Origin of the sequence: Amycolatopsis sp. NPDC023774, assembly GCF_040639695.1 — a bacterium.
Classification (GTDB): domain Bacteria; phylum Actinomycetota; class Actinomycetes; order Mycobacteriales; family Pseudonocardiaceae; genus Amycolatopsis.
The window spans coordinates 16,533-42,598 of the sequence record NZ_JBFAAJ010000025.1 but is presented as its reverse complement, the minus strand read 5'-3'; the positions used below and the strand labels follow the sequence as shown (position 1 = coordinate 42,598).

At 69.7% G+C, this 26,066-nt stretch carries 22 protein-coding genes and 2 pseudogenes; 13 read left to right on the top strand and 11 right to left on the bottom strand.

Going from position 1 to position 26,066, the window contains the following annotated elements:
* Positions 1–5 precede the first annotated feature (5 nt).
* Both AB0F91_RS35430 and AB0F91_RS35425 read left to right on the top strand, forming a co-directional pair.
* Positions 6–806: a thioredoxin domain-containing protein gene (locus AB0F91_RS35430; protein WP_360604785.1), complete on the top strand. Its 801-nt coding sequence runs from the start codon at positions 6–8 to the stop codon at positions 804–806.
* A gap of 81 nt (positions 807–887) precedes the next feature.
* A pseudogene (locus AB0F91_RS35425) lies at positions 888–1,067 on the top strand (hypothetical protein); the annotation flags it as partial.
* Positions 1,068–1,158: 91 nt separating this feature from the next.
* Here AB0F91_RS35425 and AB0F91_RS35420 read toward each other — a convergent pair.
* Complete coding sequence (locus AB0F91_RS35420; RefSeq protein ID WP_360604925.1) at positions 1,159–1,953, bottom strand: hypothetical protein; 795 nt, start codon at positions 1,951–1,953, stop codon at positions 1,159–1,161.
* Between the two features lie 167 nt (positions 1,954–2,120).
* On the opposite strand from AB0F91_RS35420, the gene AB0F91_RS35415 reads away from it, so the two are divergent.
* A complete protein-coding gene (locus tag AB0F91_RS35415; protein ID WP_360604917.1) occupies positions 2,121–3,965 on the top strand; it encodes a glycoside hydrolase family 3 N-terminal domain-containing protein in 1,845 nt (614 codons plus the stop codon).
* Positions 3,966–4,018: 53 nt separating this feature from the next.
* On the top strand, positions 4,019–5,323 hold the full coding sequence (locus AB0F91_RS35410; protein WP_360604783.1) for an RICIN domain-containing protein: 1,305 nt from the start codon (positions 4,019–4,021) through the stop codon (positions 5,321–5,323).
* Positions 5,324–5,409: 86 nt separating this feature from the next.
* Here AB0F91_RS35410 and AB0F91_RS35405 read toward each other — a convergent pair whose 3' ends face one another.
* The 5 genes from AB0F91_RS35405 to AB0F91_RS35385 all read right to left on the bottom strand — a co-directional run bounded on the left by AB0F91_RS35405 (position 5,410) and on the right by AB0F91_RS35385 (position 13,193).
* Complete coding sequence (locus AB0F91_RS35405; RefSeq protein WP_360604781.1) at positions 5,410–5,649, bottom strand: hypothetical protein; 240 nt, start codon at positions 5,647–5,649, stop codon at positions 5,410–5,412.
* A gap of 242 nt (positions 5,650–5,891) precedes the next feature.
* Complete coding sequence (locus AB0F91_RS35400; RefSeq protein ID WP_360604779.1) at positions 5,892–6,368, bottom strand: hypothetical protein; 477 nt, start codon at positions 6,366–6,368, stop codon at positions 5,892–5,894.
* 507 nt (positions 6,369–6,875) lie between these two features.
* Positions 6,876–7,220 (bottom strand): helix-turn-helix transcriptional regulator, encoded by a 345-nt coding sequence (locus AB0F91_RS35395; RefSeq protein ID WP_360604777.1) that lies wholly within the window; start codon positions 7,218–7,220, stop codon positions 6,876–6,878.
* A gap of 101 nt (positions 7,221–7,321) precedes the next feature.
* Positions 7,322–11,113 carry a DNA topoisomerase (ATP-hydrolyzing) gene (locus AB0F91_RS35390; RefSeq protein ID WP_360604775.1) on the bottom strand — a complete coding sequence of 1,264 codons (3,792 nt, stop codon included), beginning with the start codon at positions 11,111–11,113 and terminating at the stop codon, positions 7,322–7,324.
* A 28-nt stretch (positions 11,114–11,141) separates the two neighbouring features.
* Positions 11,142–13,193, bottom strand: a complete 2,052-nt coding sequence (locus tag AB0F91_RS35385; RefSeq protein WP_360604773.1) for a DNA topoisomerase IV subunit B — start codon at positions 13,191–13,193, stop codon at positions 11,142–11,144.
* Between the two features lie 303 nt (positions 13,194–13,496).
* On the opposite strand from AB0F91_RS35385, the gene AB0F91_RS35380 reads away from it, so the two are divergent.
* Both AB0F91_RS35380 and AB0F91_RS35375 read left to right on the top strand, forming a co-directional pair.
* Complete coding sequence (locus AB0F91_RS35380) at positions 13,497–14,612, top strand: LLM class flavin-dependent oxidoreductase (RefSeq protein WP_360604771.1); 1,116 nt, start codon at positions 13,497–13,499, stop codon at positions 14,610–14,612.
* Positions 14,613–14,641: 29 nt separating this feature from the next.
* Positions 14,642–15,250 (top strand): FMN reductase, encoded by a 609-nt coding sequence (locus AB0F91_RS35375; protein ID WP_360604769.1) that lies wholly within the window; start codon positions 14,642–14,644, stop codon positions 15,248–15,250.
* A gap of 47 nt (positions 15,251–15,297) precedes the next feature.
* Here the strand turns inward: AB0F91_RS35375 and AB0F91_RS35370 are convergent, their stop codons facing one another.
* Both AB0F91_RS35370 and AB0F91_RS35365 read right to left on the bottom strand, forming a co-directional pair.
* Positions 15,298–16,572, bottom strand: a complete 1,275-nt coding sequence (locus AB0F91_RS35370; RefSeq protein WP_360604767.1) for an RNA polymerase sigma factor — start codon at positions 16,570–16,572, stop codon at positions 15,298–15,300.
* Positions 16,545–16,901 carry a YciI family protein gene (locus AB0F91_RS35365; protein ID WP_360604765.1) on the bottom strand — a complete coding sequence of 119 codons (357 nt, stop codon included), beginning with the start codon at positions 16,899–16,901 and terminating at the stop codon, positions 16,545–16,547. Before AB0F91_RS35365 ends, AB0F91_RS35370 begins: the two co-directional genes overlap by 28 nt.
* A 165-nt stretch (positions 16,902–17,066) precedes the next feature.
* Between AB0F91_RS35365 and AB0F91_RS35360 the strand changes: the two genes are divergently transcribed.
* The 7 genes and pseudogenes from AB0F91_RS35360 (at position 17,067) to AB0F91_RS35330 (ending at position 22,307) form a co-directional block, all read left to right on the top strand.
* Entirely contained in the window at positions 17,067–17,405 is a 339-nt protein-coding gene (locus AB0F91_RS35360) for a metalloregulator ArsR/SmtB family transcription factor (RefSeq protein WP_360604763.1), read from the top strand.
* Positions 17,402–17,827, top strand: coding sequence for an SRPBCC domain-containing protein (locus AB0F91_RS35355; protein ID WP_360604761.1), 426 nt, complete (start codon positions 17,402–17,404; stop codon positions 17,825–17,827). Before AB0F91_RS35360 ends, AB0F91_RS35355 begins: the two co-directional genes overlap by 4 nt.
* 132 nt (positions 17,828–17,959) lie before the next feature.
* Positions 17,960–18,352: pseudogene (locus AB0F91_RS35350) on the top strand (PGPGW domain-containing protein); the annotation flags it as partial.
* Between the two features lie 543 nt (positions 18,353–18,895).
* Positions 18,896–19,567 (top strand): TetR family transcriptional regulator, encoded by a 672-nt coding sequence (locus AB0F91_RS35345; protein WP_360604759.1) that lies wholly within the window; start codon positions 18,896–18,898, stop codon positions 19,565–19,567.
* Positions 19,568–19,625: 58 nt separating this feature from the next.
* A complete protein-coding gene (locus tag AB0F91_RS35340; protein WP_360604757.1) occupies positions 19,626–20,369 on the top strand; it encodes a glycoside hydrolase family 95-like protein in 744 nt (247 codons plus the stop codon).
* Positions 20,370–20,391: 22 nt separating this feature from the next.
* On the top strand, positions 20,392–21,603 hold the full coding sequence (locus tag AB0F91_RS35335; RefSeq protein ID WP_360604755.1) for an acetylxylan esterase: 1,212 nt from the start codon (positions 20,392–20,394) through the stop codon (positions 21,601–21,603).
* Positions 21,603–22,307, top strand: a complete 705-nt coding sequence (locus AB0F91_RS35330; protein ID WP_360604753.1) for an SDR family oxidoreductase — start codon at positions 21,603–21,605, stop codon at positions 22,305–22,307. The genes AB0F91_RS35335 and AB0F91_RS35330 overlap by 1 nt, the downstream gene beginning before the upstream one ends.
* A 121-nt stretch (positions 22,308–22,428) precedes the next feature.
* On the opposite strand, the gene AB0F91_RS35325 is transcribed toward AB0F91_RS35330, so the two are convergent.
* Genes AB0F91_RS35325 through AB0F91_RS35315 form a run of 3 tightly spaced genes read right to left on the bottom strand, consistent with a single transcriptional unit; the run spans position 22,429 to position 25,953 of the window.
* Positions 22,429–24,999 carry a hypothetical protein gene (locus tag AB0F91_RS35325; protein WP_360604751.1) on the bottom strand — a complete coding sequence of 857 codons (2,571 nt, stop codon included), beginning with the start codon at positions 24,997–24,999 and terminating at the stop codon, positions 22,429–22,431.
* Positions 24,996–25,313 (bottom strand): type VII secretion target, encoded by a 318-nt coding sequence (locus AB0F91_RS35320; RefSeq protein ID WP_360604749.1) that lies wholly within the window; start codon positions 25,311–25,313, stop codon positions 24,996–24,998. The genes AB0F91_RS35325 and AB0F91_RS35320 overlap by 4 nt, the downstream gene beginning before the upstream one ends.
* Positions 25,314–25,329: 16 nt before the next feature.
* Positions 25,330–25,953, bottom strand: a complete 624-nt coding sequence (locus tag AB0F91_RS35315) for a YbaB/EbfC family nucleoid-associated protein (RefSeq protein WP_360604747.1) — start codon at positions 25,951–25,953, stop codon at positions 25,330–25,332.
* Positions 25,954–26,066: the final 113 nt, after the last annotated feature.

Below are 26,066 nucleotides of genomic sequence, written 5' to 3'. Positions count from 1 at the left end.
GAACCGTGGGTGAAGCAGCGCGGAAGCGCCAACGCCAGGCGCAGGCCGCGAAGTCGGTCGCGCAGGCGAGGGGCGCCTCGAGCGACCGGAACAAGATCATCGCCGTCGTCGTGGCGGTCGTGGTCGTCGCCGCGGTGGTGATCGGCGGCGTGGTGTGGATCAACTCGAACAAGAACTCCACCGAGGGCACGGCCATCGCGCCGACCACGTCCACGACGCTCGGCCCCGGCGTGGTCGAGGAGCTCGACGGCGTGGTCGTCTCCGTCGGCAAGCCCGGTGCGCCGAAGACGATCGACCTCTACGCCGACTTCCTGTGCCCGTACTGCAAGCAGCTGCAGGACACCTACGGTCCGAAGATGGAGCAGGCGATCAACAGCGGCCAGCTGACTGTCCGGTACCACATGGTGACGCTGCTCAACGACCGTTCCGACCCCCCGGGCTACTCGCTCGACTCGGCCAATGCGGCGCTCGCCGCCGTCGCCTCGCAGAAGTTCACCGCGTTCCACGACGCGCTGTTCAAGAGCCAGCCGGAAGAGGGCGGCCGTGGCTACGACAAGGCGCAGCTGATCAAGCTCGGCCACGACCTGGGGATCAGCGACCCGAAGTTCGACCAGACGGTGAACGCCGGGACGTACGACCAGCAGATCCAGGCGGCTTTCCAGCAGATCGAGAACGACAAGAACCTCGCGCAGGACTTCGGCGGCGGCAACGTCGGCTTCGGCACCCCGACCGTCGCGGTCAACGGCAAGGCCATCTCGACCCAGGGCGACTGGCTCACCGGTGTGCTGAACGGCACCGGCAGCTGACAGCCTGATCCGGTCATTTCTCCTGTCCGGGCACAACCCGTCCGTTTATCTGGCCCTCTCGGCTCAGGGGCGGGGCGGGTTGTGTCCGGTTTTCATTCTGGTTTTCACGCCGCCGAAGGCGCCTGCGAGACGTACGCGCGCGAGGTCGATCCCCTCGGCGACGACGTCCGGCAGGCGGCCGCCCGGCACGTTGCCCCGCACGTGACGGTCGGCTTCTCCGACCTGGGCCACGAGTCCGGCTTCTCCGGCGCGTACAGCGCGCACGCTCGCAACGGCTGGCCCGGCCCACCCGACGGCCCGCCGCCTCCGCCGAAGACGACGCCTACTTCGACAACGCGTCCCCTTGGTCCGACTAACGGCGCGGCGGCAACTTCTCGCACAACGCCTGGGGAAACTCCGGCAGCGCGGCACGGATTTCTTGGCAGGTCCCGGTTTTCGTGCCGTTCTCCTGCTTCCAGCCCCGCGCGTCCCACGAGTAGACGACACGCTGCACCGGCCCGGCCGGGGGGACGCAGCTCGTGTTGCCGACCGGGCAATCTCCGACGTGCCGGTTGACGTCGAGCACCAGCCACCGCCCGTCACACGCGAGCACGTCGCGCACCCCGTGCAGGTGCTTCACCGGCACGTCCAGGTCGAACACCGCGCGGTCGACCCACGCGCCGGCGCAGTGATCGGTAGGGGGCGTGCAGCCGAGGAACTCGTCGCAGCGGGCGAACGTGGCGCCGGTGCGGTGCCAGGCCTCGGTGTTCAGCACCAGCGCTCGGTTGCCGATGGGGGCCGCCGCGATGAACGGGATCTCTGCGGGTTGCTTGGTGGGGCAACCGCCGTAGGCCGAGTTGGCCGATTCGAAGACCACGTTGGCGTGGATGGCGGTGGCCAGCTCGTCCGGTGTTTCGGACATCGTCTCGACGCGCGGTGAACGCGAGCAGCCGGGCCCGCCGCCGGGAAGCGTCACGTGGATCATGACCGAGGCGGGGTCCGGGCCGGGGCGGATGCCGTCGACCGGTGCGGTGACCGTGACCCAGTCGTGCGGCCCGGTCGAGGTGGCCGGCGCGGCCGGTCTGCTGCGGGCGAACCCGTAGACGAGCGTGCCGATCGCCAGCACGGCGAGGACGATGAGCGCGGGCGCGACCAACTTGCGAGGCATGTTCCCTCCCCAGGCCGAGGTCCAGATTACCCGGTGCAGCCGCATTGTTCGCCCTTTCGGCGGTCCCGGTCATCGGCAACCGGTTTGTCCTCAAGGTCTGGACCACCCACGAAACCTGTGTATTAATTCAAGGCGTGAAGTTTGGTCTCTCGACGAGGAGTAGCCACATGCGCGTCGGTCGTTCGATCACGCTGGGGGTGCTCGCCGCGGCGCTGACGGTGAGCGCGCACGCGCCCGCGCTGGCCGGAAACCAGCCCGCCTACAAGGATGCGAAGCGACCCGTTTCGGTGCGCGTCGCGGATCTGATGAAGCGCATGACGCTCGACGACAAGCTCGGACAGATGATGCAGGCCGAGCGGCTGGGCGTGAAATCACCGGCGGACGTGACGACGGGGCGGCTGGGGTCGCTGCTGTCGGGCGGCAGCTCGCAGCCCACGCCGAACACGCCGGCCACCTGGGCCGACATGTACGACGGGTTCCAGAAAGCCGCCCTGGCGACGCCGCTGGGCATCCCCCTGATCTACGGCGTCGACGCGGTGCACGGCCACAACGGCGTGTACGGCGCCACCGTGTTCCCGCACAACATCGGGCTCGGCGCGTCACGCGATCCGAAGCTGGTGGAGAAGATCGGCCGCGCCACGGCGGAAGAAGTGTCCGGCACGGGCATCGACTGGGACTTCGCACCGTGCCTGTGCGTGGCTCGCAACGACCGCTGGGGGCGGACGTACGAGTCGTTCGGCGAGGTGCCGCAGCTCGCTACGGAGATGACGTCGATCATCACCGGGCTGCAGGGCCGTTCGCTGGGCGGGCCGGCGTCGGTGCTGGCGACGGCGAAGCACTACGTCGGCGACGGCGGCACCACCGGCGGCGTCAACGAGGGCAACACGCAGCTCAGCGAGCAGGAGCTGCGCGCGATCCACCTGCCGCCGTTCAAGGAGGCGGTGAAGCGCGGCGTCGGCTCGGTGATGGTGAGCTACTCGAGCTGGAACGACGTGAAGCTGCACGCCAACAAATACCTCGTCACCGACGTCCTCAAAAAGGAGCTCGGTTTCGACGGCATCGTCGTCTCGGACTACAACGGCGTCGACAAGATCGACGGCCAGACCGGATTCACGCCCGACGAGGTCGAGGCGTCGATCAACGCCGGCATCGACATGGTGATGGTGCCGTACGACTGGCAGAAGTTCATCGACACCCTGCGCACCCTCGTGCAGGACGGCAAGGTGCCGATGTCGCGCATCGACGACGCCAACCGCCGCATCCTCACGAAGAAGTTCCAGCTGGGTCTCTTCGAACACCCGCTCACCGACCGGCGTTACCTCAGCACCATCGGAAGTCAGGAACACCGCGAGCTCGCCCGCCAGGCGGTGCGGGAGTCACAGGTGTTGTTGAAGAACGAACACAACGTGTTGCCGCTCGACAAGAGCCGCACCAAGATCTTCGTGGCGGGCAAGAGCGCCGACGACATGGGCAACCAGGCCGGCGGCTGGACCGTCGGCTGGCAGGGCACGTCAGGACCGGTCATCCCGGGGACGACGATCCTGCAGGGCATCGAGAAGACCGTGAAGCCCTCGTCCACGGTCACCTTCAGCAAGGACGGCAGCGGGATCGACAAGTCCTACGACGTGGCCGTCGCCGTGCTCGGGGAGACGCCGTACGCGGAGAGCAAGGGCGACCGGCCGGGGGACATGGGCCTCGACGCCACCGATCTCGCGACGCTGCAGAAGCTGCACGACTCGGGCGTGCCGACGGTGGTCGTGCTCGTCTCGGGCCGGCCCCTGGACATCGCCCAGCAGCTGCCGGACTGGGCCGGTCTCATCGAATCGTGGCTGCCGGGCAGCGAAGGCCAGGGCGTGGCCGACGTGCTCTTCGGCGACTACAACCCGACCGGCAAGCTGCCGGTCACTTGGATGCGCAGCGCCGACCAGCAGCCGATCAACGTCGGCGACGGGAAGCCCGCGCTGTTCCCCTTCGGCTACGGGCTGCACTACCACCAGCGTTTCCCGTGGTGATGCACCAGAAGTAACCCTTCCTCCTCTCCCCATCCCCACCGGAAGGATCGCCCATGTTCGCCAAACGACGCCCGTTCGGGCTGGTCGGGAAAGCGCTGGTGTTCTTCGCCGCGTGCGTCGGCCTCGCGTACGGTTCCCCCGCCCTCACACCGCACGCCGCCGCGGCGACGCCGTTCAAAGTGCTCGCGTTCTACAGCGGCACGTACGACGCGGCGCACATCAGCTTCGAGAACGAAGCGCGCCCGTGGTTCCAGCAGCAGGCGGCGGCCAACGGCTACACGTTCACGGCCACCAACAACTGGAACCAGCTCACCTCGCTGACCACCTCGCAGGCCGCGGTGGTGATGTTTCTCGACGATCAGCCGCAGTCGCAGGCGCAGTTCGACGGGTTCAAGCGCTACATGGACTCCGGCGGCGGGTTCTTCGGCTTCCACGTCACGGCGTACAACGACAGCTCGACCCCGTCGTACGCGAACTGGTTCCACAACGACTTCCTCGGCACCGGCCGGTTCGTCTCCAACTCGTGGGGCCCGACCGGTGAGACGCTGAAGATCGAGAACCGCACGCACCCGTCCACGGTGAACCTGCCGGCGACCATCCAGTCTTCGGTGAGCGAGTGGTACTCCTGGCAGCAGGATCTGCGACAGAACCCGAACATCTCGATCCTCGCCTCGCTCGACCCGGGCACGTTCCCGGTCGGCGACGACCCGTCGCAGACTTGGTACAGCGGGTACTACCCGATCATGTGGACGAACAAGAACTACAAGATGATCTACGCCAACTTCGGCCACAACAAGATGAACTACGACACGAACACCGCGTTGTCGTCGACGTTCGCCAGCCCCGACCAGAACCGCTTCGTGCTCGACGGCCTGCGCTGGCTCGGCGGCGCCACCGGCGACGGCGGCACCACACCGCCGACCGGCGGGATCTCGTCCACCGCGTGGTACCCGGTGGTGAACAAGGCCACCGGCAAGTGCGTCGACGCGGCCGCGGCGGGCACGACCAACGGAACCGTGGTGCAGCAGTACACCTGCAACGCCACCAACGCGCAGCAGTACCAGTTCCAGCCGACCAGCGACGGGTACGTGCGCGTGAACAACCGCGGCAACGCGGCGGAAGTGCTCGACGTCACCGATGTGTCCACTGCGGACAACGCCGGCATTCAGCTGTGGTCCTACAGCAACGGCGCGAACCAGCAGTGGCTGCCGGTGTCCGAGGGCGGCGGCTACTACCACCTGACCGCCCGGCACAGCGGCAAGTGCCTGACGGTGCCGGGTGGCTCGACGGCCGACTCCGTGCAGCTCGTGCAGTCTGCTTGCACCGGCGGGGCGGCGCAGTCGTTCAAGATCGCCTGAGTTTTCGTTCGTGCTGGGCCCGCCTTGACGCGGCGGCCGGCCCGGCTCGGGGCCGCCTCGGGGTTTCTGCCCCGGGGCGGCCGTTTTCATGCCGGTCGCCAGGTGGTTTCGGCGCGGACCACGACGACGGCGAGCGCGAGAAGCGCGACGGTGATGACGACGGCGCCCCAGCGGCCGTCTTCGCCGGCGGACCACACCGTGGCGGTGGGGAGCAGGACGAGGGACGTCGCGAGGTAGGCGAGGTGGCTGCCGAGCTCGGCCGGGCGGTATCCGGTGAGGGCCGGTGACGTCCGCGATGGCCTGGACGACCAGGGCCAGCTCCACAACGGCGAGGGCTGGGAGGGTCCTGCCGCGGCGGTAGCGGCCGGCGAGCCCGGTGTCGAGCACGGCGAGCCCGCCGGCCACGCAGACCACCGTGGTGGCGAAGGCAAGTGTTTCGATCACGCCGTTGCCTGGTGTGGTCCTGTGTGCGCTGGTGTTGCGCGTGGTGACTCCCGCTGTGCCCGGGCTTTGCGTCGGCGGCGTTTCGAGCCGGAGCGGAACAGCCAGGTCGAAATCCCCGTGAGCATCAACGCCAGCGGCGCGAGGCCGAGGACGAACCAGACGGTCCACCACCAGCCGCCGACGAGCCAGCCGAAGTGAGCGGGCCCGAAGAACCTGTCGTAGAAGAAGTTCGCGCCCCGCTCGGGTTGGCGTCCACATCGGACACGTGGGTGGCGTCGTGGCTGTCGACGTACACGGTGTGGTCGCCGCCGAAGAACGCGCGGGCGCCGTAGGGCTGGTAGCCCTCGCCGGCGATGGAGACGCTGTAGTAGCCGCCCTGCGGCGTGGTCAGGTACCGGATTTCGCCGGGAGTTTGGGCGAGCGCCGCCGCAGCGGCTTGGTCGATGCCGATTTCCGGGTCGCCGGGCGCGGCGTCGTGGGTGGTGACCGAGTACTTTTGCGGGTCGGCGGCCGCCCCGCCGGTGACCGCGAGCCACGCGTCCTTGACCGGCGGTAGGTAGAAGGCGGCTCCCGTGACACCCCACATCAGCGCGAACGGCACGCTGGGGATCGAGGTCCAGGGCGGGGGCTGGGTACTCGGTCGGGTTGGTTGTGTCGGCGGCGGTGGGGGAGGATGGTGGCGTTTGGTGTGTGGCTCGGCTGTTCGGGCGAGGTGGGAGACACTGCCCGTTCAGGGCGCGGCCGGTGGCCGGTAAGCGCTGCGCCGCTTGGTTTTGGTGCGACGCTCAGCTGTTGGCGATGCGCGGCCGCCGTCTCCCGCCAGGCGCGCGGCTGGCGGTCGGCGAATGTTGCGCCCATGGCTGCTGGTTGGGTCTCTGGTGATCGGGCGGCATGGTTGCGCGGGCTCGGCGCAGCGCTGCTTCGGTCGAGGGGCGCGGCTGCGCGCTGGTATTTGGTTGCCTGGTGGCGGCGGTCATGCGGGCTGGGCGTGTATGTAGCCGCCCGACGCTCCGTGGCTGGCTAGGGCGTTCGAGCCTGGTCATTCCCCACTCCGTCCCGGCCCCGGCGGCGGAGGTGTGGCGCCGGCGAGCCGCTCGGGCGTGCCCGTTCACGACGACCCCTCCCCGGCGAGGTCCAGCCCCAAACGTCGGTGCGCGACCCGGGCGTTCGCGGCCTGTCGCTCGGCCTCCAGCGCCAGAGCGATCCGCCCATCGGGAGTCAGCCGGTAGTAGCGGCGCAACCGCCCGTTGATCACCTCGTCGTGGTCCGGTTTCACGAGGCCCTCGGTGGTCAGCCGGTCGAGGGCGCCGTACAGGGTGCCCACGCGCAGGGTGAGGCGGCCGGAAGACAGGCTCTTCACCTCGCCGACGATGCCGTACCCGTGGAGAGGGGCGTCGACGAGTGCGGTGAGGATGAAAAACGCCTGTTCGGACATGCCGCGCGTACTGACCATGACTTCAATATATCGAAGGGCGATATATAACGCGTCGCACGATCGAGGGACACGAAAAGCGGGGCACCCGCCACCTGGCAAGTGCCCCGCCGGAAGAGAGCTCAGTCTCGCTCGATGGTGTGGCCCACGACGTCCGGACCGGGGTGGGCGTGGCCGGAGCCGTCGCGGCGGAGATCGACCTCGGGCAGCTCCACGGGGTCGCCGTTGCGGGCCGCGCCGGCGGGGCGGGGGCCGACCCACGCGACGGACACCGAATCCTCGCCCTTGAGGAAGCGGTGGGCGCGCACGCCGCCCGTGGCGCGGCCCTTCGCCGGGTACTCGCTGAACGGCGTGACCTTCACCGACTGGCCCGTGGCCGTGACGACCATGGGCTCGCCGTGGTCGTCGTCATCGGTGCGGACGGCACCGAAGAACACCACCGAGGCGCCGGCGCCCAGGTTGATACCGGCCATGCCGCCGCCCTTCAGGCCCTGCGGCCGCACCAGGGACGCGGCGAAGCGCAGCAGCGAGGCTTCGGACGACACGAACGCCAGCGTTTCCTCACCATCGGTGAGCCAGGTGGCGCCGACGATCTCGTCACCGGCCTTGAGCGTGATGATCTCGAACTCGTCGGACCGCACGGGCCACTCCGGCGCGACCACCTTCACCACGCCGCCGCGGGTGCCGATCGCCAGGCCCGGTGAACCCGTCGCCTGCTCGCCCAGCGGGGCGACGCCGACCACCGTCTCGCCCTTCTCCAACGGCACCAGCTCGCGAGCCGCCATGCCGCCGCGCAGCGAAACCGTGCCGGCTTGCTCCGGGAGCACCGGCAACGGCAGCACGTCCGTCTTGAACGCGCGCCCACGGCTGGTGACCAGCAGCACCTGGCCGCGCGCGGTTGTGTGCACGATGGCGGACACTGCGTCGTGCTTCACGCGGCCGTTGCGCCGCCTGACCTCCGACGCCTCCTCCGACTCCGCCGCCGTCCGCGCGACGAGGCCGGTGGCCGACAGGATGACCTGGCACGGATCGTCGGCGACCTCCAACGGCCCGGACGGCTTCGACGCCGCCAGCACCTCCTTGAGGTCACCGTCGATCAGCGCGGTGCGCCGCTCGGTCGGGAAGTCCTTCGCGATCTTCGCCAGCTCCGACGACACGAGCTTCTTCAGCACCGAGTCGTCCTCGAGGATCTTCGTGAGCTCCGCGATCTCCTCGCGCAGCCGCTCCTGCTCCGACTCCAGCTCCAGCCGGTCGTACTTGGTGAGCCGCCGCAGCGGCGTGTCCAGGATATAAGTGGCCTGGACCTCGGAGAGCTTGAAGCGCGTCATCAGCCCGTCCTTGGCCGCCTGCGCGTTCTCGCTCTCGCGGATGAGCTTGATGACCTTGTCGATGTTCAGCAGCGCGATCAGCAGGCCGTCGACGAGGTGCAGCCGCTCTTCGCGCTTGCGGCGGCGGAACTTGGTGCGCCGCGTGACCACGTCGTACCGGTGGCGGAGGAAGACCTCCAGCAACTCCTTGAGACCGAGCGTCTGCGGCTGGCCGTCGACGAGCACCAGGTTGTTGATACCGAACGACTGCTCCAGCGGCGTCAGCCGGTAGAGGTCCGCCAGCAGTGCCTGCGGGTTCACGCCGACCTTGCACTCGATCACGAGCCGCGTGCCGTTCTCGCGGTCGGTGAGGTCCTTGACGTCGGCGATGCCCGTGAGCCGCTTGGACTTGTTGACCTCGTCGGTGATCTTCTCGATCACCTTCTCCGGGCCCACCCCGTAGGGCAGCTCGACGACCGTGATCGCCTGCCGCCCGCGGCTGCCCTCCAGCGGCCCGGTCTCGACGTTCGCGCGCATCCGCACCACGCCGCGCCCCGTCTCGTACGCGCGGCGCACCTCGTCCAGGCCGAGCAGCTTGCCGCCCGTCGGCAGGTCGGGACCGGGTACGAACTCCATCAGCTTGTCGAGCGTCGCCGTCGGATGCGTGATCAGCCACCGCGCCGCGGCGATGACCTCGCCGAGGTTGTGCGGGATCATGTTGGTCGCCATGCCGACCGCGATCCCGGACGTGCCGTTGACCAGCAGGTTCGGGAACGCGGCGGGCAGCACCGAGGGTTCTTCGAGGGAACCGTCGTAGTTGGGCCGGAAGGCGACGGTGTCCTCACCGAGCTCGCCGACGAGCTGCATGGCTTCGGGGGACATGCGGGCTTCGGTGTACCGCGAAGCAGCGGGGCCATCGTCCGGGGAACCAAAATTTCCATGCCCGTCGATCAAGGGCGCATTCAGGGAGAAATCCTGAGCCAGTCGAACCATGGCATCGTAAATCGCGGTATCGCCGTGCGGGTGGTATTTGCCCATGCAGTTGTGTACGACGAATCCTTCGGCCACGAATTCGTGTTCGTCCGTGCCGACTTGGATGTCGTAGGTGGTGTCCGGTGCTACTGGCTCGACCGACACCACCTCCAGGAACGAGAACCCGTTCAGCGCGTCGAGTCGTTCGGCGAGCGGGGATCCGATGCGGCGCAGCTTCTCGATCCACCCGTCCTGGCGCGCCCGCGCGAGCGGGAACGAGCGCTCGGCCAGTGCGGTGCCGTGCCGGTCCTTGCCGTAGCGGACTTTGGCTCCGCTCGCTGCCGACAAAGAGGCGCGGAATGCGATTCCCTCGGTGTCGCGGAACCAGCCGCCGTCGATGTGAGCGGCGGAGAACTCGGCCGTGACTGCTTTGTTCGGCAGCCGGTCGTTACCCTGCTTGCCGCCGTAGCCGTAGGTGATTTCGGTGAGCTTTTCGAGAGCGCTCTTCTTGTACCCGATTTTGATCCACGGCAACAGAATGGATGCCAAGGCGGCGGCATCGGATCCGCTGATGGAAAGGCCCAGCAGCGTTTTGTGGCCGTCCGACATCGGGTTGGTCCAGTGGTGACCGTGGATGCCCGAGTCCGCGAGCATCGCGTAGACCTGCCGGATGAGAGCTTCGCTTGTGCTGACGTAGACGAGCTCCCGCTGGTTCTTGCGGATGTAACCGTCGCCGTCGAAGATGCCGGCCAGGAACGGCGCCCACGCCGACCGATCGGCGAGAACCTCCGCCGGAACGGCTTTCGCATGGCTGAGGGGGCTCCCCGCGGCGAGGAGGCCTTCGTGCCGGGAGAATGTGAGGATGTGCTGGTCGCGCCATCCCGGCTTCGCGGCGACACGCTTGCCGCGGGACACGCCCAGTCCGCGGTTCTTCGCCCACTGGTAGACGGCGTCGAGCGGCTCGGAGTCGCACATGTGGATGCGCACCCGGCCGCCGGCCTCGCGGCTCCGGTCGACGGCGAACCCCTCCGCGGTGATCAGACCGAGGAGGTAGGCGTAGAGATCGCCGCCCGCGGGCTCGTCCGCCCGGCGTGCGCTTCCATAGGCCACAGCGAGCCGTCCGGTGAGGTCGCGGGCGTCGGTCCAGGTCAACGTGGAGTCTTCCGCCACTGTCCGGAACCGCTGGCCGGGGGTGACAGTCATCGTGTGCCCGTTCGACCAGGTGACGCGAACGAGTTCGGACACCGGGTTCGCGTAGACCTCAGTGACCGGAACAGCCTTGCCGCGACTGTCGAGCACGAGCTCGCCGATTTCGATGTCCTCGACCGGACGCAAGCCGTCCGGGGTCGACACCAAAGCGCCGCGGACGAAGCAGTCGCCGACCACGCGGGACGACTTCACGTAGGCGTGTGTCGGCCGGTACCCCTGCTCGTGCATAGAGAACAAGATCCGCCGGTGCACCGGCTTCAACCCGTCCCGCGCGTCGGGCAGGGCGCGCGAGTGGATGACCGAGTACGCGTACTCCAGGTAGGAGTCTTCGATCTCGGTCTTGAGCGAGTTGTCGAAGACGTTGGCCCCGGCGGAGTCAAACGCGCTGGGATCGACCTTGGTGGTGGTGCCCTTGCGGCGTGCCACGGTAGAACTCCTTGGTAGCTAAGGAAACTCAGACGTCGATGGCGTCGCGGTCGACGCGGTCGGAGGAGGCGACGAGCCAGTTGCGGCGGGGCTCGACCTTCTCGCCCATCAGCAGTTCGAGCGCGCTCTCGGCGGCTTCGGCGTCGTCCATGGTGATGCGGCGGACGGAGCGCGTGGAGGGGTTCATCGTGGTTTCCCACAGCTCGTCGGCGTCCATCTCGCCGAGGCCCTTGAACCGCGGCACCGGCGTGACGATGTTCTTGCCCGCCCTTTCCAGCTCGGCGAACTTCTGTTCCATCTCGCGCTGCGTGAAGGTGAAGTGCGTCTCCGGGTTGCGGCCCTTCGTGACGAGCTTGTGCAACGGCGGCATCGCCGCGTACAGCCGGCCGTCCTCGATCACGGGGCGCATGTACTTCGCGAACAGCGTGATCAGCAGGGTGCGGATGTGCGAGCCGTCGACGTCGGCGTCGGCCATCAGGATCACGCGGCCGTAGCGCATCGTCGCGAGGTCGAACGTGCGCCCGGTGCCCGCGCCGAGCACCTGCACGATCGACGCGATCTCGGCGTTCTTCAGCGTGTCGCCGAGCGACGCCTTCTGCACGTTGAGGATCTTGCCCCGCAACGGCAGCAGCGCCTGGTACTCCGACACGCGCGCCATGCGGGCCGACCCGAGCGCGCTGTCGCCCTCGACGAGGAACAGCTCGCTGCGGGAGACGCCCGTGGTGCGGCAGTCGACCAGCTTCGGCGGCATCGCCGCGCCCTCGAGCGCGGTCTTGCGCCGCGCGGCGTCCTTCTGCTGCTTCTGGGTGAGCCGCACGCGCGCGGCGTCGACCACCTTCTGCAGCACGACCTTCGCCTCGGACTTGGTCTTGCGGTCCTCGACCCACGCCTTCACGTGCTTGTCGACGATGCCCTGGATCACGCGCGTGATGCCGGCCGTGGACAGCTCGTCCTTGGTCTGCGACGTGAACTGCGGCTCGGGCAGTCGCACGTGGATCACGGCGGTCATGCCCTCGAGCACGTCTTCGAGCGTCGGCGGGTCCTCCTTCGGCTTGAGCAGGCCGCGGGTCTTGCTGATCGCGTCCTGCAGCGCGCGCGTGACGGCACGGTCGAAGCCGCGGCGGTGCGTGCCGCCGTGCACGTTGCGGATGGTGTTGGTGAAGCACTCCACGGTGCGCTCGTAGCCGGTGCCCCAGCGCAGCGCGACCTCCACCTCGGCGTGGCGCTCCACATTGGACTGCATCACGCCGTTGGCGTCGGCCGCGTTCTCCTTGTACGTGCCTTCGCCGGTGATCACGAGGGTGCCGCACACCGGCTTCTCGCCCGACGGCGTGAGGAAGTCGACCATGTCCACCAGCCCGTGGGGGTAGTGGAACGTCTCCTCGTTGATGGCGTCCTCGATGGCCGTGCGCAGCACGTACGTGACGCCGGGCACCAGGAACGCGGTGTTGCGCAGCTTCGCGCGCACGCCCTCGACGTCGAGCGCCGCGCCCGTCTCGAAGTAGCGCGCGTCGTACCAGTACCGGATCGACGTGCCGCTGCGCTCGCCGCGCTTCATCTTGCCGACGAGGTTCAGGCCGGAGCGCCGCGTGAACTTCGCTTTCGGTCCGGGCGCGTCGAACGTGCCGGGCACGCCGTGCGCGAACGACATCTGGTGCACCTTGCCGTCCTGCTTCACGGTGACGTCGAAGCGGTGCGACAACGCGTTGACCGCCGATGCGCCCACGCCGTGGAGACCGCCGGAGGTCTTGTAGCCCGAACCGCCGAACTTGCCGCCGGCGTGCAGCCGCGTGAGCACCAGTTCGACGCCGGAAAGGCCCGATTTCGCGTGGACGCCGGTGGGGATGCCGCGGCCGTCGTCGTCGACCTGCACGCTGCCGTCGGCGTGGAGGGTCACGACGACGCGCGTGGCGTGGCCCGCCACGCCCTCGTCGGTGGAGTTGTCGATGATCTCCGAGAACAAGTGGTTGATGCCACGGCTGTCGGTCGAGCCGATGTACATCCCGGGGCGCTTGCGGACGGCTTCGAGGCCCTCGAGGTGCGTGAGGTCGTCGGCCCCGTACAGAGTCTCAGCAGTCACGAGGTCGCTCTCCCGGATCTTGGCTCGCTGTACGGCGTTGTTCAGGCTGGTTGAGGCACGCGGGGTGCCTGCGGACGGCGGCGTCCCGGGCAGGCCCCGAGCCGACACCGTACTGCAGGATATCCGCACACCCCGACAGCTTCCGCGCGCTCGGGCCCCGGTGTGGCGAGGGCCCGTGGGTCAGGGGCGCCGGCAGGGGAGTGCGCCAGGTCACCCGCATTGTCACTGTGGAATACTTCTTCCCCGCGAGCAGTTGTGCAGGCAAGGAAGCAGAACCACGAACTACCCGGCTGAGGAGCGGTCATGCAGTTCGGAATCTTCTCGGTGGGCGACGTCACGACCGACCCCACCAACGGCACCACGCCGTCGGAGCACGAGCGCATCAAGGCGATGGTCCGGATCGCCCTCAAGGCCGAAGAGGTCGGCCTCGACGTGTTCGCGACGGGTGAGCACCACAACCCGCCGTTCGTCCCCTCGTCGCCGACGACGATGCTCGGCTACATCGCCGCGCAGACGAAGACGATCACGCTGTCGACGTCCACGACGCTGATCACCACCAGTGACCCGGTGAAGATCGCCGAGGACTTCGCGATGCTGCAGCACCTGGCCGACGGCCGCGTGGACCTGATGCTGGGCCGCGGCAACACCGGCCCCGTGTACCCGTGGTTCGGGCAGGACATCCGCCAGGGCATCCCGCTCACCATCGAGAACTACGCGCTGCTGCGCCGCCTCTGGCGCGAAGAGGTCGTCGACTGGGAAGGCAAGTTCCGCACCCCGCTGCAGGGCTTCACCTCCACCCCGCGCCCGCTGGACGACGTGCCGCCCTTCGTGTGGCACGGGTCCATCCGCAGCCCGGAGATCGCCGAGCTCGCCGCGTACTACGGCGACGGGTTCTTCGCCAACCACATCTTCTGGCCGACGTCGCACTACCAGCAGCTGATCGGCTTCTACCGCCAGCGCTACGAGCACTACGGCCACGGCAAGGCCGACCAGGCCATCGTCGGCCTCGGCGGGCAGGCCTTCATCCGGCCGAAGTCGCAGGACGCGTGGAACGAGTTCCGGCCGTACTTCGACAACGCGCCGGTGTACGGGCACGGCCCCTCGATGGAGGACTTCACGTCGCAGACGCCGCTGACCGTCGGCAGCCCGCAGGAGGTCATCGACAAGACGCTGACCTTCCGCGAGCACTTCGGCGACTACCAGCGCCAGCTGTTCCTCATGGACCACGCCGGCCTGCCGCTGAAGACCGTGCTGGAGCAGCTCGACCTGCTCGGCGAGCAGGTGGTGCCGGTGCTGCGCAAGGAGCTCGAGTCGATGCGCCCGGCGCACGTGCCGGACGCGCCGACCCACGAGTCGTTGAAGGCCGCCCGCGACGCCGAAGCAGCCGTCGAAGAACCCGCTGAAGAAGCCCGCGTCTGAACCCCTTACCCGGAAAGAAGAAGGCAGAAATGACCGCACGCACCATCGCCGTGGTCACCGCCGGGCTGAGCCAGCCGTCGTCGACGCGGCTGCTGGCCGACCGGCTGGCGGACGCGACGCGCACCGCGCTGGGCCCCGACACCGTGGTCGAGGTGATCGAGCTGCGCGACACCGCCGTGGACGTCACCAACAACCTGCTCACCGGTTTCCCCGGCCCGAAGCTGAAGGAAGTCATCGACACGGTGACCCACGCCGACGGTCTCATCGCCGTCACGCCGGTCTTCACCGCCTCCTACAGCGGGATGTTCAAGTCCTTCTTCGACGTCCTGGACAAGGAAGCGCTCGACGGCAAGCCGGTGCTGATCGCCGCGACCGGTGGCACGGAACGGCATTCGCTCGTGCTGGACTTCGCGTTGCGCCCGCTCTTCGCTTACCTGCGCGCGCTTCCCGTGGCGACGGGCGTGTACGCGGCATCGTCGGACTGGGGCAGCGCGAGCGCGACCGGCACGCTGCAGCGGCGCGTCGAGCGTGCGGCGGGTGAGCTGGCGGCGGCGGTTTCGGCCGCGCCCGAGGCGAAGGCTTCGGACGAGCTGACGTCGTTGCCGTTCGAGCAACTGCTCGCCGGCGAGGGCTTCTGACCGACGGTCCGTGACGGGCACCTGGAGGACTTCCCTCCAGGTGCCCGTCACGGCGTTTCGGAGGAGATTTCGCTCAGGCGGCGGCGCAGGAAGCGGCGGTCGGCTTCGTTGCCGGCCAACGCGAGTGCCGCGCGGTACGCGTCCGCGGCTTCCTCGTGACGGCCGAGGCGGCGCAGCAGATCGGCGCGCGTGGCCGGCAGCAGGTGGTAGCCGTCGAGGTCGCCCGCCATCGTGTCGACGTGCGCCAGGCCGGCGGCCGGTCCGTCGGCCATCGCGACGGCCACCGCGCGGTTGAGCTGCACCACCGGTGACGGCACGCGCTTCGCGAGTTCCCCGTACAGCGCGGCGATCTGCGGCCAGTCCGTGTCCGAAGCGGCAGGCGCGGCCGCGTGGCAGGCCGCGATGGCCGCTTGGAGCTGGTACGGGCCGGGGGAGCCGCGGTGCAGTGCGGTGTCCACGAGGGCGAGTCCTTCGCCGATCGCCGCCGCGTCCCAGCGTGAGCGATCCTGGTCTGCCAACGTCACGAGCTCGCCGTCGGCGTCGAGCCGCGCGCCGCGGCGGGAGTGCTGGAGCAGCAGCAACGCCAGCAGGCCTTCGATCTCGGGCTCGTCGGGCATGAGCGTCAGCAGCGTCCGGGTCAGGCGGATGGCCTCGGTGCAGAGGTCGTGGCGCGCGGGCTCGTCGCCGGCGGTCGCGGCATAACCCTCGTTGAACAGCAGGTACAGCACGCCGAGCACGGCCGCCGTGCGTTCCGGCAGCAGGTGTGCGGGCGGCACGCGGTAGGGGATGCCGGCTTCGCGGATCTTGCGTTTCGTGCGAACCAGCCGTTGCGACATCGTCGGCTCGCTCACGAGGAACGCTCGCGCGATCTCCGCCGTCGTCAGGCCGGCGAGCGTCCGCAGCGTGAGCGCGACGCGGCCGTCGAGCGGCAACGCCGGGTGGCAGCAGGTGAACATCAGTCGCAGCCGGTCGTCCTGCACGCCGCTGGGGTCGGCTTCGGGCTCCTCCGTCGGCGCCAGGGCGGCGACTTCACGCAGCTTCGCGGCTTCCGTTGTGCTGCGCTTGAGTCGGGTCAGGGCGTGGTTGCGCGCGGTGGTGGTGAGCCACGCCGCCGGCCGCCGGGGCACGCCGTCGCGCGGCCAGCGTTCCAGGGCCCGGGCCAGAGCCTCCTGCACGCACTCCTCGGCCAGGTCCCAGTCGCCCGTCAGCCGGATCAGCGTGGCCACCACGCGGCCGCCCTCCTCTCGGAAGGCGGCCGTGACCGCGGCCTCGACGGCTTCGGCGGGCTTCGAGTTCAGCTTTCTTCCCCGGCGAAGGGCCACAGCGGCCGGACCTCGATCGCCCCGTGCCGCGCGGACGGGTGCTTCGCCGCGACCTCGAGGGCCTCGTCGAGGTTCGCGCACTCCAGCAGGTCGAACCCGAGGATCTGCTCCTTCGTCTCGGCGAACGGCCCGTCGGTCAGCAGCACCTCATCGTCGTTCACGCGGACGGTGGTCGCCATGCTCGCGGGTCGCAGGCGCTGGCCCATCAGGCGCACGCCGCGGCCGTCCATCTCCTTCACCCACGCTTCGGTGGCCGTGTCCATCGGCTCCGACGGCAGCGGTTTCGACTCGTCGTGGCTCGTGCCGCAGATCAGCATTAGGTAGCGCATCGGTTCGCTCCTTCTCTCTGGTTGTTTCCTACCGCGCCGTGGGCGCGGGAGTCGACCTGTTTCGTCTCTGCGACCACCGGGGACTGCTCGGACCGACAGCGCGCCGAGAATTTTTAGTTAACCATCTACTTGACTAATAGCCGAGGCGGGCGCATGGTTAAGCACATGGTTGACCATCAGCTCGACCGGGTTTTCCAGGCACTCGCCGACGCGACCCGGCGCGAGCTCGTGGCGCGGCTGGTCACCGGACCCGCCGCGGTGAAGGAGCTGGCGCAACCGTTTGCGATGTCACTGCCCGCCGTGATGCAGCACCTGCGGGTGCTCGAGTCGTGTGGGTTGGTGGCTTCGGAGAAGGCCGGCCGTGTCCGCACGTACCGGCTGGAGCCGGCGGGCCTGCGCCTGGCCGAACAGTGGCTGGGCGAGCAGCGCACCGGCTGGGAGCACCGGCTCGACCGTCTCGGTGGCTTTCTGGCCGCCGACCGACAGGAAGGGACCACGTCATGACCGACGTCAAACATGCCACGTTCACTCTCGAGCGCCGTTACCCCGCGCCGCCTGCGCGTGTGTTCGCCGCGTGGGCTGATCCGGCCGCGAAGGCGAGCTGGTTCGGCGCAGCCGACCACTCGCTGGATTTCCGCGTCGGCGGCCGGGAGACCAACCGCAGCGGCGACCTCAGTTTCACGGCCGACTACCACGACATCGTCGACGGCGAGCGCATCGTCTACTCCGGGGCGCTGAGCGGCGCCGCCGGCCTCGCGACGGTCTCGGTCACCACGGTCGAGCTGGTCCCGGACGGCACGGGCACCCGGTTGGTGCTCACCGAACAGGGCACGTTCCTCGACGGACACGAGGAGCCGGCGTGGCGCGAGCAGGGTACGGGTGACTGGCTCGACAAGCTCGGCGCACACCTCGGCACTCAGGCCTGAGATCGGTTCCGGCCACTGCCGGGCCCACGGTCGGTCCACTTCGGACGCGTGCGCCCGGGGGCCGTCCGGAGTTTCTCCGGGCGCCCGGTCCGTGAGCCAGGCACACTGGCTGAAACGGACAGGAGGGGTCGCGTGGAACTCGGCAGACCGGTGAAGCAGGCGATCGCCGCGGTGGTGGGCGGCTTGCTGTTCCTCGTCGGGGTCGCATTGCTGGTGTTGCCGGGACCAGGGTTACTGCTGGTGCTCGCGGGACTGGTGGTGCTGGCCTCGCAGTTTCCCGCGCTGGAACGGTTCGTCGACCCGGTGCGCACCCGCGCGATGAAGGCCGCCGAAGACAGCGTGGCCTCGCCGCTGCGGATCGCAGGTTCGGTGCTCGCCGGCCTGGCGCTCTTCGCCGCCGGCATCGTGTGGGGCACGGTCGACTGGCTGCCGTTCAGTGGCTGGAGCACCGGGTCGAGCATCATCCTCTCCGGGGTCATCCTGTTCGCACTGCTGCTCTGGAGCTACCGGAGGGTCAAGTCCCGTGAGGGGGAGGCGCGTTCGGCGCCCGCCGGGCAGAATCCAGGTATGACCACTTCGGACTCCTCGCAGGTGCCGGCCTCGATCCAGCAGTTCGTGGACGCCACCAACAAGGCCGACGCCGAGAGCTTCGTCGACGCCTTCACCTCCGACGCGTTCCTCGAGGACTGGGGACGCAAGTTCCACGGCCACGAAGGCGTGCTGAGCTGGAACGAAACCGACAACATCGGGGTCGGGGCGAACTTCACCGTGAAGGGCATCAAGCCCGGCAAGGGCGCGGACAACTACGTCCTCACGCTCGGGGTGACGAGCAACCGCTTCAACGGCACCGGCACGATGACGATCGACCTGCGCGACGGCAAGATCGCCAGTCTCGTCATCTCCTGACCCGTTTTCACCCTGGGCTCGCGGCCGTTCGGGAAGCCGCACGTCCGCGTGTTCGGGGGAGGTGGGCCACAGCCTCCGGCTCAAGCGGCCGCCGGCTATCCGCCGCCTGGCGTGGGCCTTCTCGGCGGGTTAACAGACTGCTGGGCTGCTAACCTCAGGCCCGTGAGCACCGGTTTCCAGCGCGCCCGTCGCCCTGAGCAGGTCGAGGCCCGGCGCGCCACGATCCTTGCGACGGCCACGGCGATGCTGCGCGAACGGCCGGTCGCCGACATCAGCCTGCGCGAACTCAGCGACCGCGTCGGGCTCGCGAAGTCCAACGTGCTGCGCTACTTCGACAGCCGGGAAGCGATCTTCCTCGAGGTGCTCGACGAGGTGTGGCGGCGGTGGCTGGACGTCGCCGCGCGGGCGCTCACCGCGGGGTCGGCCGACGGCCCCGGCTTCGTGCGCGAGGAACGCGTGGCCGCGACGATCGCCCGAGCACTGCAGGAAGATCGGCTGCTGTGCGAGCTGATCAGCTCCATGGCGTCGGTGCTGGAGCGCAACATCTCCGTGGACACCGCGCGCCGCTTCAAACACCGCGCGGCCGCCAACCTCGACCGGCTGGCCGGGCTGGTGCGCGACGAGGTCCCGGAACTCTCACCCGCCGGCGCCGCGCACTTCGCGGGCGCGCTGCTCGTGATCGTCGCCGGCCTGTGGCCCTACGCCAACCCGACCGAGGCCGTCGCCACGGCCAGCGCGGAAATGGGCGTGGCGACGGGCGCCGACCTGTTCGCCGAGAACCTCAGCGAGAGCCTGGCGAACCTCCTGGCCGGTCTGGTCGCCCGACGTCGTTGAGGTCGCGCGACTCCAGGATCCGCCGAGGGTTCCTGCGGGCCGGTGGCCAGGGCGTCCGTTGATCCGCGCGGTCTTCTCACGCACGCTCGCGGTGGCCGAAGTGCTCGGCATCGAGCACCCGGTGACGACCGAGATCACCGCCGCGCTGCCACGCCTGCGTTCGTTGCGCGTGGCAGACGGCGGCTGGCTCGCGGAGTGGGCCGAGGATTTGTCCGAGCAGGACCCGAAGCACCGGCACATGTCGCAGATGATCGCCGTCTACCCGCTCGGCCAGATCACCGCCGGCACGGAACTCGGCGCGGCCGCGACCACGTTGATGGACCGCCGCGGCCCGGGCGCGATGGGCTGGTCGTGGGCGTGGAAGATCGCGCTGCGCGCGCGCCTCGGCGATGGCGACGCCGCACGTTCGCTGCTGTCGGAGGCGACGCAGCCCTTCACCGGTGACCGCCACCGCGACGCGCCCGTGGACGGCTCCGAGTGGGGCGGGCTGCTGCCCAACCTGTTCAGCACTCACCCGCCGTTCCAGATCGACGGCAACTACGGCTTCCCGGCCGGGCTGGCGGAGCTCGTGGTGCAGAGCCACGCGGGTGCGATCGACCTGCTGCCCGCGCTTCCGTCGGCTTGGCCGGACGGTGCCGCGCGGGGGCTGCGGGCCCGCGGCGGGCTGGCGGTGGACGTCGTCTGGCAGGCCGGGAAGGTCGTCTCGGCGAGTGTGACCCGGCTGTCCGGCGAGGCCGGCGACGACGTCGTGATTCGGTGGCCGGCGGCAGCACGGTGCGCAAGGTCGCCGTCGGTGAAGTGACCGAACTGGACGGTGAGTTCTGATGTTGACCGACCTGCCGCTGGCGCAGCTGCGTACCTACACCAGCGCGCACCAAGCCCCGGGAGACTTCGACGACTTCTGGCGGGAGACGCTCGCGGAAGCGGCGAAGTTCGAGCTCGACGTGACCGTGACGCCGGTCGAGACGGCACTGCGGACACTCGACGTGTTCGAGGTGACCTACGCCGGCTTCGGCGGCCACCCCATCCACGCCTGGCTGCGCGTGCCCAGGCACCAGCCCCGTCCGTTGCCCGCCGTCGTGCAGTTCCACGGCTACGGCAGCGGTCGTGGTAGCGCGCTCGAAGAGCTGATCTGGGCTTCCTCGGGTTACGCGCAGCTGCAGGTCGACGTCCGCGGCCAGGGCGGCGCCCACGCGGGCGGCACGACCGGGGACCCGGTGGGCAGCGGGCCGTCGTTCCCGGGCTTCCTGACCCGCGGAATCGAAAGCCGTGAAACGTACTTCTACCGCCGCGTGTTCACCGACGCGGCCCGAGCGGTGCAGGCCGCGCGGGCGCTCGGCGTCGTGGACCCGGACCGGGTCGCGGTGGCGGGCAACAGCCAGGGCGGCGGGATCGCGCTGGCCGCGGCGGCACTCGTGCCGGACGTCGCGGCGCTCTACGCGCAGGCGCCGTTCCTGTGCGACCTCCGGCGGGCCTCGCTGATCGCGGGCAAACCGCCGTACACCGAGCTCGCCGGTTACCTGGCCGCACAACGGCACGAGGTCGAGCGGACGTTCGAGGTCCTGTCCTATTTCGATGGGGTCGGCTTCGCGAGCCGCGCCACCGCCCCGGCGCACTTCTCGATCGGGCTGATGGACGACATCGTCCCGCCCTCGACGGTTTTCGGCGCCTACAACGCTTATCGGGGCCGCAAGAACCTCGACGTGTGGGAGTACAACGGGCACGAAGCCGGCGGGGGCCAAGACCTGGAGAACGTGCTCGCCACGTTCGCGCCGCTGCTCAACCCGGGCAGTTGGAATCACCCTTTTCGAGTCCCGATTTTCGGCATCCATAGTTTTTCGGCATCCACAGTGGAGTGGAGAAGCGTCCCGAGTGGCGCGGAAGCGAGGAACCCCATGAAGATCCGCACTTGGGCCGCCACCGGACTGGCGGCGGTGCTCGGAGCAGTGCTGGCCGGCTGCGGCGGTGGCTCGGCCGATGCCGGAGGCAACACCGTGAACTGGATGACAAGCCAGGTGTGTTGGGAGTGGTTTTGATGGAGATCAAGGGTGCTGTCGCGCTGGTGACGGGCGCGAACCGCGGACTGGGCCGGGAGCTGGCCGCCGCCTTGCTGGAGCGCGGCGCGGCGAAGGTCTACGCCGCGGTGCGCCGTCCGGAATTGGTCGACCTGCCGGGTGTCGTGCCGATTGCGGTGGACGTCACAGACCCGGCCTCGATCCGGGCGGCCGCCGAAGCGGCCGGCGACGTGACGCTCCTGATCAACAACGCAGGCGTCTCCACGGGCGCGTCGTTCCTCGACGGTTCGCTCGACGACGTCCGGTTGGAGATGGAGACGCACTACTTCGGCCCGCTGGAGACGGCGCGCGCCTTCGCGCCAGTGCTGGCCCGCAACGGCGGCGGCACGATCCTGAACGTCCTCTCGGTGCTGTCGTGGTTCACCGCTCCCCACGTCAACGCGTACTCCGCGGGCAAAGCGGCGGGCCTCCAGCTGACCAACGGCCTGCGCCTGGCCCTGAACGACCAGGGCACCCTGGTGACGGCCCTGCACGTCGGGTACATGGACACGGACATGGCGGCGGACATCACGACCCCCAAGTCGGACCCGGCGTCGATCGCCGCGCTTGCCCTGGACGGCCTCGAAAAGGGCGACTTCGAGATCGTCGCGGACGATGTCAGCCGTGCCGTGCGCGCGAGCCTGTCGGGCGACATCGCGGGGCAGTACCCGCAGCTGGTTTCCTGACGTTCGTCGGGTTGTCGGCTCGCCGGCTTCTCAGTGCCCGATGCCGGGCAACTCGCCTTTCACAACACCACGCCCCTGGCCGCCTTGTGGGCTGCCGGGGGCGCGGTGGTTTCGTGGCGGGCTAGTGGCCGCCGTCTGCGGGGGGCTGGCCGCCGCTGGAGTCGCCGCCGGCGTTGGCGTTGGCCCAGCCGGTTTCGGCTGTTTTCTGGATGTCGAGCATCTGCTTCATGATCTCCTGGCCGCCCTTGACCGGCCACGCCCACATTTCCTTGGCGCTGTCGGAGTCGGCGACCCACTGCTTCAGGATCGAGAAGGCCTGCGGGTGGTTCGCCTTCAGCTGGTTCTCGAGGTACTTGTACTTGGCGTAGGCGTCCGGCTGGTGCTGCTTCAGCCAGTCCTCGTGCGCCTTCGTCCACGGTGTCTTGGGCGGCTGGTTGGCCGGGGGCGCGGCGTCGTCGCCGGGGTGGCTGGCGGACGGCGGGGTGCCGTCGTCGCCGGGGTGGCTGCCCTGGGTGCCGCCCTGGTTGCTGTCGGACGTGGCGTCGTCGCCGGGGTGGCCGCCCTGGGTGCCGCCGTGGCTGCTGTCGGAGGCGGCGTCGTCGCCATGGTGGCCGCCCTGGGTGCCGGCCGTCGAAGCTGCGTCGTCGCCGGAGTGGGTGCCCGGCGGGGGCGCGTTGTCCTTGGGCGGGACGGGCGGCGGCACGTCGTCGCCCGAGTGGCTGCTCGGCGGAGGCGGCGCGGCGTCGTCCCCGGCGTGCGAGGCCGGAGGTGGGGTCGCGCTGTCGTAGCCGGAGTGGGTTCCCGGGGGTGCAACGTCGTCCTTGGGCGGCACGGGCGGCGGGACATCGTCGCCCGCGTGGCCGGCGGGTGGCGGGGTGGCCGCGTCGTCGGTGTGGCTTGACGGCGGGGGAACGTTGTCCTTGGGCGGGACCGGCGGCGGCACGTCGTCGCCGACGTGTGAAGCCGGGGGAGGCGTGCCGACGTCGTCGCCCGCGTGGCCGGCGGGCGGAGGCGTGGCGGCGTCGTCGCTGGAGTGGGTCGCCGCGGGTGGGACGTTGTCCTTGGGCGGGACCGGCGGCGGCACGTCGTCGCCGACGTGTGAAGCCGGGGGTGGGGTGGTGGCGTCGTCGCCGCTGTGGGTCGGGGGCGGAGGTGTGGCTGCGTCATCGCCGGCGTGCGTGCCGCTGCCGGAGCCGTTGCCAGATCCGGATTCTGTGCCCGAGCCGCTGCTGCCGGCCGGAGGGGGAACATCGTCCTTCGGGGGCACGGGCGGCGGCACGTCGTCGCCGGAGTGGGAGGCCGGGGGTGGGGTGGTGGCGTCGTCGCCGCTGTGGGTCGGGGGCGGAGGTGTTGCGGCGTCATCGCCGGCGTGCGTGCCGCTGCCCGAACCCGAGCCAGAGCCACCGCCCGAACTCGCGCCGCTGCCCGAGCCCGAGCCGCTGCCCGAACCTGAGCCAGAGCCACCGCCCGAGCCAGAGCCACCGCCCGAGGCAGAGCCACCGCCCGAGCCAGAGCCACCGCCCGAGCCAGAGCCACCGCCCGAGGCAGAGCCACCGCCCGAGGCAGAGCCACCGCCCGAGCCAGAGCCACCGCCCGAGGCAGAGCCACCGCCCGAGCCCAAGCCACCGCCCGAGCCCAAGCCACCGCCCGAGCCAGAACCACTGCCCGAACCCGAACCCGAACCCGAGCCACTGCCCGAGCCCGAGCCAGAACCACTGCCAGAACCGCTGCCACTCGCAGGCGGAGGCACCTCATCCTTCGACGGCACCGGCGGCGGACCCGCCGCATCGTCACCACTGTGCGCACCGGAAGACCCAGCGCTGCCGCCCGGGCCGCCGCGGGTGGGGACCGGGCCCAGTGGGATGTCGTCGCCGGAGTGGGCGCCGCCGGCGCCCGGGCGGGTCTTGAGGCCCTTGACGATGTTGCCGATGCGCGCGGCCGAGCGGGTGGCCTGCGCGACGACCGCCGCCAGCTTCGCGCCGAGCGAGGTGGCGGTGAGCGTCGCCTGCGTGACGCACCAGCCGACGCCCGCGACGATGGACGCGCCGAACGTCGGGATAGCCGCCGCCAACGCGATCAGCATCGTGGAGATCATGTCGCCCAGCACCGTGGTGATGAGGTCGCGGAACAGACCCCGCACGGCGGCGATGATGGCCATGTTCGTCTGGATCAGGTACGCCACGATGTCGGTGCCGTGGGCCTTGCTGTCCAGGTCGGCGGCGAGCTCCTGCATGCGCTGCCGGAACGTGTCGGCGGCGTTGCCCTGCCACCCCTTGATGTCACCGTCCAAAGAGGACTTCTGGTCCTCGCCGATCTGCCGGATGGTCTCGGCGATCGTGTGCACTTCCTGGCTCAGCAGCTGGATCTGGTCCGGGTCGCCCATCAGCATGTCGAGTGGCTCGCGCAGGAAGCTCACGTGCTCGATCAGCCAACCGAGCCCGGCGGAGATCAGGCTGCCCAGCGGGTTGAGCGCGAACTTCACCGTGTCCACGGCCGACGCCACCACGCCGAGCCCGATCGAGACGCCCAGGGCCGCCTTGTCGGAGTCGTCGGCGGTCTTCATGTCTTCGCAGCTCTTGATGAGGAACGAGTACGAGTCGAGGAAACCTGCGCCGGAGAACTTGTTGGAGTCGGTGATCACCACCCCGGCGCCGAAGTCGGGCTTGGCGTTCGGGTCGAACGTCGTGGTCACGTCGGGGTCCCCGCTGTCGTGATGGCCTGCGCGTGGTTGGTCTCCGTGGTGCGGTACTGGTCCGCGGCCGTACGAGTGTTGCCGGCCTGGTCCGTGATCGCCTTCGCGGCGCCGTTGACCTGGTCGTGCAGCACCCCGAGCGCGATGCGCGTCGGGATCCCCAGCACCTGGCCGACGACCACGCCGAACGCGTTGATGTCGCCCCCGTTGACCTCTTGGATGCGGTTGGCCGCGGCCGTCACCTTGCCGCCGCGGTCATCCAGACCACTCGCGTACTTCGTCAGCACGTCGGGATCGACGGTGTACCCGTCCATCAGCGCATCTCCCTCGTCACCACGGCTGCATCTCGTCGTCGTCGCCGTCCATGCGGCGGCGGTGCGGGCCCGGCTGCGGCCTCGGCTGCTGGTCCGGCCGCGGCGGCACGGGCGGTCCCGGCTGCGGAGCCGGCGGAACGGGGGGAGCGGGTGGCATCCGGGGCGGCATTCCGGGCCGCGCGGGCGGCATACCCCCGGCGACCGGCATCCGCGGCGGTGCGGGCGCCGGCGGAGTGCGGTCCTCGGCCTCGGGCTCACCGGGTTGACGTGGCGCGTCCTGCACATCGTCGTCCTCGGGTTCCGGCGCGGGCAGGAAGGACCGGACCACGTCCATCATCTCGGTGCCGCCGGCCAATGGCTCGAGCGCGTCGGCGACCTCGCGCGACACCTGTCGCTGGGCCTTGCCGTAGGTCTCCATGATGGCGGCGGTGAGCTGCGCCCCGCCTGACGAACGCAGAGCCCGGTCGTCGATGTGCAGGTTCTTCAGCGCGCCGCTGGGGGTGACGGTGATCGTGACCAGGCCGTCCGACGAGCGGGCCTTGCCTTCGGCCTCGGTGAGCTTTTCTTGCAACGCAACGCTTTTCGCGCGCATGTCGTCCACGCGCCGCTGGAAGTCGTCCAGCCACTCCTGCTCGTCCACCGGGAGAAAAATATCGAGATGTCCGGCCTGCCGGGGTGAACCACAGATGACGGGTCGACGACGAAACGAGGCGACCCGTCCGACGCCCGGGCAGGTCAAGCGGTAAGAATGGG

Coding starts and splice junctions, on each gene's coding strand:
- AB0F91_RS35420 (WP_360604925.1), bottom strand. CDS start 1,953: ATGCCTCGCAAGTTGGTCGCGCCCGCGCTCATCGTCCTCGCCGTGCTG.
- AB0F91_RS35415 (WP_360604917.1), top strand. CDS start 2,121: ATGCGCGTCGGTCGTTCGATCACGCTGGGGGTGCTCGCCGCGGCGCTG.
- AB0F91_RS35410 (WP_360604783.1), top strand. CDS start 4,019: ATGTTCGCCAAACGACGCCCGTTCGGGCTGGTCGGGAAAGCGCTGGTG.
- AB0F91_RS35395 (WP_360604777.1), bottom strand. CDS start 7,220: ATGGTCAGTACGCGCGGCATGTCCGAACAGGCGTTTTTCATCCTCACC.
- AB0F91_RS35380 (WP_360604771.1), top strand. CDS start 13,497: ATGCAGTTCGGAATCTTCTCGGTGGGCGACGTCACGACCGACCCCACC.
- AB0F91_RS35375 (WP_360604769.1), top strand. CDS start 14,642: ATGACCGCACGCACCATCGCCGTGGTCACCGCCGGGCTGAGCCAGCCG.
- AB0F91_RS35365 (WP_360604765.1), bottom strand. CDS start 16,901: ATGCGCTACCTAATGCTGATCTGCGGCACGAGCCACGACGAGTCGAAA.
- AB0F91_RS35360 (WP_360604763.1), top strand. CDS start 17,067: ATGGTTGACCATCAGCTCGACCGGGTTTTCCAGGCACTCGCCGACGCG.
- AB0F91_RS35355 (WP_360604761.1), top strand. CDS start 17,402: ATGACCGACGTCAAACATGCCACGTTCACTCTCGAGCGCCGTTACCCC.
- AB0F91_RS35335 (WP_360604755.1), top strand. CDS start 20,392: ATGTTGACCGACCTGCCGCTGGCGCAGCTGCGTACCTACACCAGCGCG.
- AB0F91_RS35330 (WP_360604753.1), top strand. CDS start 21,603: ATGGAGATCAAGGGTGCTGTCGCGCTGGTGACGGGCGCGAACCGCGGA.
- AB0F91_RS35320 (WP_360604749.1), bottom strand. CDS start 25,313: ATGGACGGGTACACCGTCGATCCCGACGTGCTGACGAAGTACGCGAGT.